Consider the following 11,166-nt stretch of genomic DNA (forward strand, 5'->3'; position numbering starts at 1 on the left):
CACCAGTTGCGGTCATTAATGGACCTGAAACTGGAAAAATGAATGAAGCAATTTCATTTACAAGTGAAGGTTCAGCTGATGTAGATGGTCAAATTGTCTCGTATAAATGGGAGTTTGGTGATGGGCAGACAAGTATGGAACAAAATCCATCTCATATTTATACGGAAAAAGGAACGTATACTGTAAAATTAACGGTGACGGATGATAAGGGTGCAACAGGGACAGCTTCTTCAAATGTAACAGTTCAAGCTGACGAAGGTGGTACGTATATAGAATCCGAACCAAACAATTCTTTTGAAACAGCAAATAAATTACAGCTAAACAAAACTTTGCGAGGTAATTTGAGTAATAATGATTACACTGATGTATTTGAAATTGACGTAACGAAAGCTAGTAATTTACAAATCACTGTAATGAATGAACAGAGTATTGGAATGAGTTGGGGCTTGTATTATGAAACAGATCCAAATAATTACCTTGCTTATCCACAACAAGTTGGAAATAAATTAGTCGGTAATTATCAGGTTCATTACCCTGGAAAATATTATTTAGTCGTTTATAAATATTCTGGAGGATCTGGAGATTATACGGTTGAAGTTCAATAATATTTATCGATAAAGGTAACAGGCTGTCATAATCCATGACAGCCTGTTATTTAATTTCATATAGCAGAAGTCTCCCACTTCAATAAATATTGGGAATAATTGGAATCATATATGTAATTAGGCAGGGATTCAAGCTCCTGCTGAATTAAGTTAAAGCCTCCGGCGGATTTGATTTTCCCTCTAAATAGAGCGTAGATGCAAGACGAATTAACACTTAGAAAGAACGTGTATTCCCTTTTTGTGAGAACTGTGGTAAACTGGAATAAAAAAGAGTTTACTTTCGAAAGGATGAACGTCATGCAAACATTGAACCTACTTTTGGAGAAATATAGTCTTCAACATAAACAAGAAGAATTAGTAAAGGTCGCAGCTTCATCGATTGGAATGAAAAAGGAGTTTGTAAAAGAACAAGAAATTTTAATTGGCAGTTCCAAATTTGGAGGATTGCCGGATTTACCATCTCATTTCTCGTTCCCGAAACTTCAGGAACGCTATTTATCTTTTTTGGGACAGGTTAATCTGGAAGAAGTAACGTTTTATGATAAGAATAATGAATTGCCTAAAACCGGCATCTTGTATTTTTTTTACGATGTAATCGAACAACCCTGGGGTATGGAAAAGGAAGAGAAAGATGGTTTTAAAGTTCTTTATTTCGAAGGAAATTCAAACGGGCTGAAAAGAACTTCTTATCCCGAAAAAACGGAAGATTACTCTCCTTTGCCTGTGTTCAAGATTGAATTTAAGGACATTTGGACTTTTCCGGAGGATCCTAAAGGGATTGAGTTGGATGATAATGAAAGGGAACGTTACTTCGAATTCAGGGACAGTAACATGCAAATGGTTGCTGGTTCGGAAAATGACGAAATATCGTCTGATTCGATGCATTATATGCTGGGTGAACCTTTCAACGTACAAAATGACGTGTTTGAAGAAATCATTTATTATGCAAACGAAGAAAAACTAGACTGGGATTCAAAGGAAATTATGGATAAAAGCGATGAGATGGTTTTATTGTTTCAAATGGATAGCGACGATGATTTGGAGGTCATGTGGGGAGATTGTGGGATGCTTTATTTTTGTATCAATAAAAAAGACCTTGCTGAAAAAAGGTTCGATCGGACAAAATTTACGTTACAATGCTCATGATTTGAATAGTATATTGTGGGTACTCTATTTAGAGATGCAGTGAAATGGGCTAACTTTAGAATGGAAGGATGAAAGAAATTCACCTTTAATTTAAACGTTATTCCTAAAATTCTTCAAGGAGTATTGAATATTTCTCGCGTTTTCTTAGCGACTATTCTGTCATTTGTATTTATCTACTTGCCTTTTTGGGTATCAAGATGTTCTTTTTATGTAATCTCACCATGGTCAACAACAAATGCCTAACTTGTCTCGTTTAATTAAGGTTTCGTTATAGACTGACCGTGCGTGGGTATGCTAATAACAATCCAAAAATTAAGGAGGCTAAATAATTTATGTCGTTAAGCAAAGAACTTCAGACCCTCAAAGAATTTCAATGTAATGACCGCTGTGTTTTAAGTGTGTATTTAAACACTAATCCTGCTGATCCAGATCAGTTAAAAGGTGCATGGAAGATTCATTTGAAAAGTGGTTTAAAGCGAATTAATGAGTATATAACAGCTTCAAAAGATGAAAATGAAATGAAAGCTTTTAAAGAAGTTGAGAAAAGGGTAGTTGAAGAAATTGAAGATAATCAAAATGATTTGCATAAAGGAGTCGTTATTTTCACTTCAGAAAATCCAGTTTTATGGTCAGTTCACTATGTACAAGTGCATGTGAAAACGAGCTTCCATTGGGAAAACCATCCAGTGGTTGAAGAGATGGAATATATGTACAAAGCATATCCCGAAGCCGGTATTATCTTACCAAGCTTTGGAGAAGTACGGATATTGGATACAGCAATGGGGTTCGTTAATGATGAACTTACTTATAGTTTTGACCCAAACCTTCAAGGATGGGGGAAACGGAAAAAAGCGGATTCTGGCAATCATAACGGAATAGGAAGCAGTAAAGTAGATGCTTTAGAACCGCGATTGAAAGAAAACCTAAGTAGATTTTATAAAGGGATGGGTGAGATAGTTGAACGATTGAAGAAAGAATGTGGTTGGAGAGAGATCCATGTGGCAGGCGAAGCCGAATTAGCAAACGCTTTCGCTGAAACTTTACAAGAAAAACCAGCAAGCTGCATTCATAAAAACCTGAATAACAGCAAATCGAAAGACGTTCTTCACCAGGTTTTTGAGAAATGAAGATGGGTAGGTGTTATCCGAATTCATTAGATTCGATATTTGAAAATCCTATCGATAAAGCGGTAAGAATTATTGGTATGAATGTTCATTAAAAAATACAGGCCCTACATAGAACGGGTAAAGTTCTATGTAGGTGTTTTTTATATTTCATGAAGAAGTTATCGGATGTCTACCATTTTCACAATAAAACATCCGAAATAAAGTCAGCCCATGCATGAATCTTATATGTCGGTTGAATGGCAGTCACATTTTTCTTCATCTGCGGATTAAACCAACATGTATCGATTCCATAGTTAGTGCCACCCTGAATATCCGAAGTGAGGGAATCACCAATCATTAGAACACGGGATTTATCGGAGATTTGTAGTTTTTCGAAAGTATAGTCAAAAATCGCTACCTGTGGTTTTTGGGTTCCTGCTTCTTCTGAAGTAATAATCGCCTCGAACGAATTCGAGAAAATTGACCGATTCATTCTGGCGTGTTGTACATCATTAAACCCATTCGTCAGCAACGCTAGTCTATAGTCTGAAAGTCCCGCAATCATTTCTTCTACCCCATCAATTATATGGACTTCTTTTCCTAAATTCTCAAGATACGTGTGTCCAAAAAATTCTGCATCCATAGTAAGCTCGTGTTGTAAAAATAAGCGTTTGAATCGCTCTACTTTAAGCTCTGCTAAAGTTGTGCGACCTTGCTCTAAATCATCCCATAACATTTTACTAATTGCCTTGTAACTTGTTATGTATTCATTAAATCCATTCGGCAAACCAAACGTTTGAAATGTATTTGAAAGAGCATGTTTCTCCGTTAGACTAAAATCAAGTAACGTGTCATCTAAATCAAATAATAATACATCATATTTCATAAGTTTCTCATCCTCTTTAAACATAAATTTAATACCTTTCACGTATTCAATCAGAATAACGTTCGATTTACAGTGTGTCAATCAAACAGGCATACCAAATTTCTGAAATTATTGATAGTATTGAAGGTAAGTTGGTAAACAAGTAGAAAAAGAGTGATGTGATAATATGGGAAAAGAAAAGACTAAACGACATGAAGTCGATTTATATGAACCGATTGAACACTATTTCACAAAACAAGGTTACAACGTTCATGGCGAGGTTAATCATTGTGATCTAGCGGCTTTAAAAGGCGATGAACTACTCATCGTTGAGCTAAAACTTACATTAAATGTTGAGCTTCTTATACAGGCAACCAAAAGACAGCGATTAACTGAATTCGTCTATATTGCGATACCCACACCTGCGTACAGTCTGCGTTCTAAAAAATGGAAAGACATTTGTCATCTGATGCGAAGACTGGAGCTCGGTCTAATTACCGTGTCATTCCGAGAAGACGATACTGAAATGAAAATCATTCATGAGCCAGGACCCTTTGATAAAAATAAAAGCAGGAGGCAAAGTACTAAGAAACGAAACGGAATTTTTACGGAGATTGAGGGAAGACAGGGGAATTACAATGTTGGTGGAAGTACGCAAACAAAGATTATGACGGCATATAAAGAAAATTGTATTCACATCGCCTGCTGTTTAGAGCACTTTGGTCCATTAACGCCTAAATCCCTACGGCAAATGGGGACAGGAGAAAAGACTTTAGCCATTCTAACTAAAAATTACAATGGCTGGTTTGAAAAAATTCGAAGAGGCGTGTATGGCATTACCGAAAAAGGCGTAAACGAGTTTAAGGAAAACCCACAAATTGCTGATTTTTATATCCAATCAATGATGGATTCCTCTAGCTATATAGATTGAACAAATGATTCCACTAAATAACGTTTCGGCGTTAGTGTATGCCGCCAGTCTTATGGCTCCGGCTAACTCTTGAAGGGCGTCTTCGCTGGATTGACAGGTCACTTTCAATAGTTCAACATATATAGTTTTATGATTAGGGATAATTATTTGCAGTAACGAGAAACTATGAAATCATGTGTGTTTTATCGTCCAAACTGCTACAATAAAAGAAAATAAATTCAGAGGTGAGTACATGATTTTTCAATTTAAAGTACAACTAAAACATATGAGTCCTCCGGTTTGGAGAAGGCTACAAGTCGATAGTATGACGACTTTTCATGATATGCATGAAGTCCTGCAAACGGCATTTGAATGGGAGGATTCACATTTGCATTCGTTTTCTGTGAAGAGAAGGGATGGAAAAACAATAGATAATGTGGAAATCGGTCCGACAATGAATGAGAACTATCTATTTTCATTAGTCAACTATGATGAAAGCAAGGAAATACTAGCCAATTGGTTCGTAAAAGAAAAGGATCGTATTGTCTATACGTATGATTTTGGCGATAATTGGGAACATGAAATCGTCCTTGAAAAAATCCTTTCGAAAGTACCAGGAGAATATTACCCAAACTGTGTTAAAGCGATGCAGTTGACACCCGAAGAGGATAGCGGTTGGATGGGCTACGAGGAGCAGATTGAAGAAGTCAATTGGCGAGCATTAACGGAAGAAGTAAATAGGGTGCTTTCCCCTTTGACAACAGTGGTGACTGATGAACATAGCGATTCATTTGATTGGAAAGAGTTGTTTGCCCAAGCGAAGGAATTGAACGCAATGAAACCGTGGAACAGCCTTGATGATAATCAAATTTTTGTTGTCACGGATCCTGTAAGTGGAGAAAATTTGTTTTGCAGTGTGCTCGGTGGAGGCGGAGAAGAATTTGGTATGGCAGTGTATATTGGCGATGAAGGGTTACAGACATTAAGGGATACATTAGCAGGAACGAAATCAGCCATGGAGCTGTTCTTTCATCAAAGAAGTTTGCTGCTGTCATTCGTAGATCGTGATGGATTGGAAAGCCTAGATTATGACCTTATTAAAAAGCATAATTTGACCTTCAGGGGTAAGAAACAATGGATTCAATTCCGGAGTTTTGTACCGGGAAGTTATCCGTGGTTAATGGATGAAGAAGAGGCGAGACTTCTGTCGATTGTCATCGAGCAAGCAATCGTGATATGCAAACATATGAAGCAAGGGTTGAATATTCCTGTTTTTGGAAGTGGAGATGACGCTGTCTTTATTGCCCGTGTTCCAAAAGGAAATGGAAAAACGATTGGATGGGAAGACAAACTTATTCAGATTCCAGTAAATCATAAAAAGATTGCGGAATCTAAATTAGTCATTTCTGAATTGGATGTGAAGAGAGCACAAAAACAGGAGCGTCTTAATGCAGTGATTGAATTTGATGTTTTTCATTTAGATATGCCTGTTCAAGTTGAGAAGGATGAGCGCCCATTCTTCCCAATGATGGCTGTTGCGATGAATCATAAAACTGGAGAGGCGTTGTTTCAAGAAATTTTCGAAAGTAGCTTTGCTGTTGAAAATGTACAAAAAGGTTTCATTCAGTTTATTGAGAAGTGTGGATTTAGGCCAAGGGAAGTATGGGTAACTAGTCAGGTGGCATCATCTCTTGCTCCTTTACTCAAAGAGCTTAAAGTGGCTTCCATGGAAGTAACACAACTACAGCATATAGAGCAGTTGAAAAGGTTTTTGAGTGAGATGAAAGGTTGAGTAGCGTTCGAATAAGATGATTCAGATTGGAACGTTTTCAGTGAAATCTTTAGGCAGGTGCATAATTGTTTGAAAAGATTAGCGTCTCATCGAAATAATTGACAGTAAGCGGGGGACTAACTTTGGAGAACAACCAAGGAAGAACTGTATATATATTATCTGGACCAGCAGGAGTTGGTAAGACAACTACTTCTAAAGAACTTGTAAAGAAGTTAAGTGCTTGTGCTTATATTTCAGGTGATGATATTAGCCATATGCACGTTATTGGACGAAAAAATCCATGGGAAAGCGAGGAAGAAACTTCTTTGATTTGGGATAATATTTTAAGTCTTACCAAAAACTTTCTTTGGTATGGAAATGATGTTGTAGTGGATTATGTTACATTCCCACACCAGGCTATATGGTTGTACGATAATTTGAGAAATTCAAATGTAAGAGTTGTATATGTCGTTTTATGGGCTGATCAAGATACTTTAATCGAGAGAGATAGCAAGAGACTACGAGAGCATAGAATGGGTGAACGTTGCTTACTATTGGCTGATGAATTCAAGAAATCAGGTTTAGATGAAAAGTATCTCTTAAGCACAACTGAAGGAACAAAAAGTGAGAATGAGTATATAATTGATGAGATTATTTCTAATGCAAAATTTAGAATAAAAGGTTGTGAGTTGGTTGAGACTAGCAACATTTAATATTTGGAATAATGAGGATACATGGAACAGTAGAAAAAAAGTTATTATTGATGAAATTATAAGAATAGATGCTGATATAATCGCGCTTCAAGAGGTACCAAATCTCCAAGAACTTGAGTTAATAGTAAAAGACGTAGGTATGAAACATTACTCTTTCATGTCATACTTGGATGACGAAGAGGGACTTGCAATACTATCAAAACACCCACTAGAAACCATTAACAAAACAAATGACATTTTAAATCAATGTGCACAAAGGGTTACAGTTGCTATAAAAGGATTTACTCTCGGTTTAACCAATGTACATCTAGATTGGAAAAGTGTTGCTAATAGGGAAAAGGAAATAGTTGAAGTGATAAAATGGAATTCCGAGAGTAATCATACTGACTATGAATTGCTCTGTGGTGATTTTAACAGTGCCCCTAATAGATCGAGCATTTACAATTTTTTAGTGGGAGAATTATCTATTAATGCAATTGATACAAGTTGGGTTGATTTAGGGCAGTCTCTAAATTCTCCAACGTTAGACTTTGTAAACAATAGTTGGCTACATAATAGAGATAGATTGAATGATATACGAGTTCCAATTCGTTATGATTGGCTATTAGTTAAGGCGTGTTATCCTAAACAAGAACCAAAACTTACAAAGATCGAGTTATTCGCTAATAATCCAACCACGATTCATCAAATACTGCCAAGTGACCATTATGGGGTATATGTTGATTTGAGTTTCGAAAAGAAATTGTAATTTTAAAAAGACGCACAGCGGTTGTTGCTGTTGCGTCTTTTTTATCATTTCCCTACAGAAGACTCCCACTTCTAAACGAAGTGAAAGTGGGGGTAGTTCAAGACAATGGGTTGGTTATTCATGCTCATAATCGTAAGAATTGAAAGATTTTTTTGTCGAATAATAGGAGTTTAAGGGGAATATTGTCGTTTTTCATTTTTGTGATTGACTTACTATTTCACGAATGATTTAATTGTTAGTAGATTCAGAAAGTGAAAATTATACAAAGGGGTGTTGGGTTTGGGGAAATCCATTATAGAAAAGGAACCAAGGGGGACTATTGTTGAAGCGGAAAGAGAAAAGGGGGCAAGTGAATTTACGGTAGGAAAGGATACGCATGGAGGAACTCCTGATTTTGAAGCGATTGAGAATTCTGCGGGGTTTAAAGAGCTGATGCGGAGGAAGAAAGGTTTTTTAATTTCATCGACGATCCTATTTTTGTCGGTTTATATCGTTTTTAATCTAGTAATCTCCTATACGAATCTACTGAATGTAACTTTCATGGGAGATATTGCATGGGTATGGTTTTTTGCGTTTGGACTGTTCATCATGACATGGACTCTTGTAACCGTATACATGAAGAAGGCGGCCCAGTTTGACAGGATGGCTGATGAAACGCTGAAAGAATTCGATTATGATGAGGAGGTTAGCTGATGAATGGAACAGTCATCGTATTATTTTTAATCATAGTGGGAATGACCCTTGTGATTACATATTATGCTGCAAAAAAGACGAATTCTGCTAGTGATTTTTATACAGCAGGAGGAGGCTTGACGGGTTGGCAAAATGGGATGGCGATAGCAGGTGATTACCTTTCAGCCGCTTCGTTCCTAGGAATCGCAGGTGCAATCGCCTTATATGGGTTCGATGGATTTCTATTCTCCATTGGCTACTTGGTTGCCTATTTAGTCGTATTATTCATCGTTGCAGAACCATTACGGAATCTTGGGAAGTTCACCCTTGCGGATATGATCAATTCGCGATTTGATGCGAAGAAGGTTCGTGGGGCGGCCGCTCTTAGTTCAATCACAATCGTCATTTTCTATATGATTGCCCAACTCGTAGGGGCAGGGGCATTGATACAACTTTTATTTGGCATCGATTATATACTAGCTGTGTTACTTGTGGGAATCATGATGACGATTTACGTCCTGTTTGGCGGAATGACCGCAACAAGTTGGGTACAAATCATCAAAGCAATCCTTCTTATGGCGGGGACAGCTATTATCTCATTTTTGGTTTTACAGAAATTCAACTTTAATATCATGGAAATGTTTACCCATATGAAAACGGCTACGCCACATGGGGCAGATTACCTGAATCCTGGCGTCAAATACAAAATGCCGCTCGATACGATGTCCCTTATGATTGCGTTGGTATTAGGGACCGCAGGATTGCCGCATATTCTTATGCGTTTCTTTACCGTCAAAGATGCGAAAACAGCCAGAAGCTCGGTTATGTGGGCTACATGGATTGTCGGTATTTTCTATGTCATGACCATCTTCTTAGGATTAGGGGCAGCCGCCTTTGTAGGATCAGATCTAATCATCGCTACAAACCCTGCTGGTAACATGGCCGCTCCATTGCTCGCACAGGCACTTGGCGGAGATTTGCTCATGTCATTCGTTTCAGCAGTTGCTTTCGCGACCATCCTTGCTGTTGTCGCCGGTTTGGTTTTAACGGGTGCCTCTGCTTTTGCACATGATATCTACGGTGAAATCATTAAAAAGGGGAAAGCTACGGAAAAGCAGCAAATGCTTGCCGCGCGTTATGCATCAATCGGTGTATCCGTATTCTCTATTATTCTTGCAATATTTGCTCAGACGATGAATGTCGCGTTCCTTGTGTCACTTGCATTCTGTATTGCGGCCAGTGCAAACTTGCCTGTTATCGTCTATACGATATTTTGGAAGAACTTCAATACAACAGGAGCGGTCACCGCAATTATGACGGGCCTTATTTCAGCGCTTGTTCTTGTTTCTATTAGTCCAAGCGTCATGAATCCTGTAGCGGGTGCCGCAATTCTAACAGGAAATCCAATCTTTCCGTTAACAAATCCTGCACTGGTTTCTGTTCCACTCGGCTTTTTAGGTGGGTGGATTGGTTCAATGGTCACGAAGGAAAGGGATCATAAGAAATTTTCGGAAGTCAAAGTAAGAGCGAATACAGGTGGTTTCAGACAGCTTTAATTGACTGCGTGAATAGGGTTCCGATTTACGAAGCAGGGGAACCTGGTTCGTAAACTGGGCCTTTTTCGTGGTTAAAACACCACTAACTGATTCTTTCACAAAATAATGAACTCAGGCACAAAAACAGTCGAAAAATAATTAGTGTGATAGACTATTCAAGTAGGAAATCACAAAACAGTAATGGAGTGTTTGATTTTTATGAGTTCAAAAACAAGTAAACCTTTCAAAAAACGCAATTACAAACCAATGATTATTACGTTATCAGTCATCTTAATCGGTGCGATAGCTGTTCTTTCAGGAATGCAGGGCGTGAAGGATTTTGATGCGTTTGATGTGACGATTCTACCGCTTATGAATGCCATCTTTAACAGTTTCACATTTATATTCTTGGTGGCTGCCCTTATAGCCATTTTAAAACGAAACATCACGGTCCATCGCGGCTTTATTTATGCAGCGTTAGTTACGACATCACTTTTTCTTGTGTCTTACGTTGCTTTTCATTACTTAGCACCTTCGACGCCATATGGTGGAGATGGCTACCTAGCGGGATTGTATTATTTTGTTTTAATTACGCATATCGTTCTTGCGGCGGCAATTGTTCCATTGGTACTTACGACTGTAACGCGTGCTTGGAATATGGAGAATGAACGTCATAAGAAAATCGCTCGCTGGACCATGCCAATTTGGTTATACGTCAGTTTTACAGGTGTATTGGTTTATGTGATGATACGTCCTTATTATTGAATAGTTTATTTTTTGAAAATAAATAGCTTGCAAAATTTTTTATGCTGTGTAATACTAATGGAAATCAAATAGCAAATGTAATTCTTATCTAGAGAAGTCGAGGGACTGGCCCTATGACGCTTCAGCAACCCCTGTTTACAGGACGGTGCTAAATCCATCAAGTTGGAAGACAACTTGGAAGATGAGAAGAAACCTTATTTATATTAAGGGCCTTCTTCTTTATTGAAGAGGGCTCTTTTTTATTGTGTGCCCGGCATGGGTAATCGCTAGGTGGTGAAAGTCCACTACAGGCTTGGCAGTAGGAACTGTTAGCAGAAGGCAAGGGTGTCC

At 37.9% G+C, this 11,166-nt stretch carries 10 protein-coding genes, 2 pseudogenes and 1 riboswitch; of the genes and pseudogenes, 11 read left to right on the plus strand and 1 reads right to left on the minus strand.

Features of this window, described 5'->3' with window-relative positions:
• Positions 1–5: 5 nt before the first annotated feature.
• From H4683_RS22500 to H4683_RS18520, 4 genes and pseudogenes are all read left to right on the plus strand, one after another.
• Positions 6–233 (plus strand): annotated as a pseudogene (locus H4683_RS22500) (PKD domain-containing protein); the annotation flags it as partial.
• Between the two features lie 36 nt (positions 234–269).
• Positions 270–605 (plus strand): annotated as a pseudogene (locus H4683_RS22505) (PPC domain-containing protein); the annotation flags it as partial.
• Between the two features lie 297 nt (positions 606–902).
• Positions 903–1,751 (plus strand): YwqG family protein, encoded by an 849-nt coding sequence (locus H4683_RS18515; protein WP_192600318.1) that lies wholly within the window; start codon positions 903–905, stop codon positions 1,749–1,751.
• Positions 1,752–2,083: 332 nt separating this feature from the next.
• Entirely contained in the window at positions 2,084–2,878 is a 795-nt protein-coding gene (locus H4683_RS18520) for a VLRF1 family aeRF1-type release factor (RefSeq protein WP_192600319.1), read from the plus strand.
• A gap of 178 nt (positions 2,879–3,056) precedes the next feature.
• Here H4683_RS18520 and H4683_RS18525 read toward each other — a convergent pair whose 3' ends face one another.
• Complete coding sequence (locus H4683_RS18525) at positions 3,057–3,743, minus strand: YjjG family noncanonical pyrimidine nucleotidase (RefSeq protein WP_192600320.1); 687 nt, start codon at positions 3,741–3,743, stop codon at positions 3,057–3,059.
• Positions 3,744–3,909: 166 nt separating this feature from the next.
• On the opposite strand from H4683_RS18525, the gene H4683_RS18530 reads away from it, so the two are divergent.
• The 7 genes from H4683_RS18530 (at position 3,910) to H4683_RS18560 (ending at position 10,836) form a co-directional block, all read left to right on the plus strand.
• The gene (locus H4683_RS18530) at positions 3,910–4,653 is read left to right on the plus strand and encodes a DUF2161 domain-containing phosphodiesterase (RefSeq protein WP_192600321.1); all 744 of its coding nucleotides are present in this window, start codon (positions 3,910–3,912) and stop codon (positions 4,651–4,653) included.
• A 232-nt stretch (positions 4,654–4,885) separates the two neighbouring features.
• A complete protein-coding gene (locus H4683_RS18535; RefSeq protein WP_192600322.1) occupies positions 4,886–6,424 on the plus strand; it encodes a plasmid pRiA4b ORF-3 family protein in 1,539 nt (512 codons plus the stop codon).
• A 122-nt stretch (positions 6,425–6,546) separates the two neighbouring features.
• Positions 6,547–7,116 (plus strand): P-loop nucleotide/nucleoside kinase family protein, encoded by a 570-nt coding sequence (locus H4683_RS18540; RefSeq protein WP_225942219.1) that lies wholly within the window; start codon positions 6,547–6,549, stop codon positions 7,114–7,116.
• A complete protein-coding gene (locus H4683_RS18545; protein WP_192600324.1) occupies positions 7,097–7,864 on the plus strand; it encodes an endonuclease/exonuclease/phosphatase family protein in 768 nt (255 codons plus the stop codon). Before H4683_RS18540 ends, H4683_RS18545 begins: the two co-directional genes overlap by 20 nt.
• 279 nt (positions 7,865–8,143) lie before the next feature.
• Entirely contained in the window at positions 8,144–8,557 is a 414-nt protein-coding gene (locus tag H4683_RS21575; protein WP_225942220.1) for a DUF485 domain-containing protein, read from the plus strand.
• Entirely contained in the window at positions 8,557–10,092 is a 1,536-nt protein-coding gene (locus tag H4683_RS18555; protein ID WP_192600325.1) for a solute symporter family protein, read from the plus strand. Before H4683_RS21575 ends, H4683_RS18555 begins: the two co-directional genes overlap by 1 nt.
• A 198-nt stretch (positions 10,093–10,290) precedes the next feature.
• On the plus strand, positions 10,291–10,836 hold the full coding sequence (locus H4683_RS18560) for a DUF420 domain-containing protein (RefSeq protein WP_192600326.1): 546 nt from the start codon (positions 10,291–10,293) through the stop codon (positions 10,834–10,836).
• A gap of 81 nt (positions 10,837–10,917) precedes the next feature.
• A riboswitch (SAM riboswitch) is annotated at positions 10,918–11,024 on the plus strand.
• The last annotated feature ends 142 nt before the right edge of the window (positions 11,025–11,166 follow it).

Source organism: Sporosarcina limicola (assembly GCF_014873855.1).
Lineage (GTDB): Bacteria > Bacillota > Bacilli > Bacillales_A > Planococcaceae > Sporosarcina > Sporosarcina limicola.

Coding starts and splice junctions, on each gene's coding strand:
- H4683_RS18515 (WP_192600318.1), top strand. CDS start 903: ATGCAAACATTGAACCTACTTTTGGAGAAATATAGTCTTCAACATAAA.
- H4683_RS18520 (WP_192600319.1), top strand. CDS start 2,084: ATGTCGTTAAGCAAAGAACTTCAGACCCTCAAAGAATTTCAATGTAAT.
- H4683_RS18525 (WP_192600320.1), bottom strand. CDS start 3,743: ATGAAATATGATGTATTATTATTTGATTTAGATGACACGTTACTTGAT.
- H4683_RS18530 (WP_192600321.1), top strand. CDS start 3,910: ATGGGAAAAGAAAAGACTAAACGACATGAAGTCGATTTATATGAACCG.
- H4683_RS18535 (WP_192600322.1), top strand. CDS start 4,886: ATGATTTTTCAATTTAAAGTACAACTAAAACATATGAGTCCTCCGGTT.
- H4683_RS18555 (WP_192600325.1), top strand. CDS start 8,557: ATGAATGGAACAGTCATCGTATTATTTTTAATCATAGTGGGAATGACC.
- H4683_RS18560 (WP_192600326.1), top strand. CDS start 10,291: ATGAGTTCAAAAACAAGTAAACCTTTCAAAAAACGCAATTACAAACCA.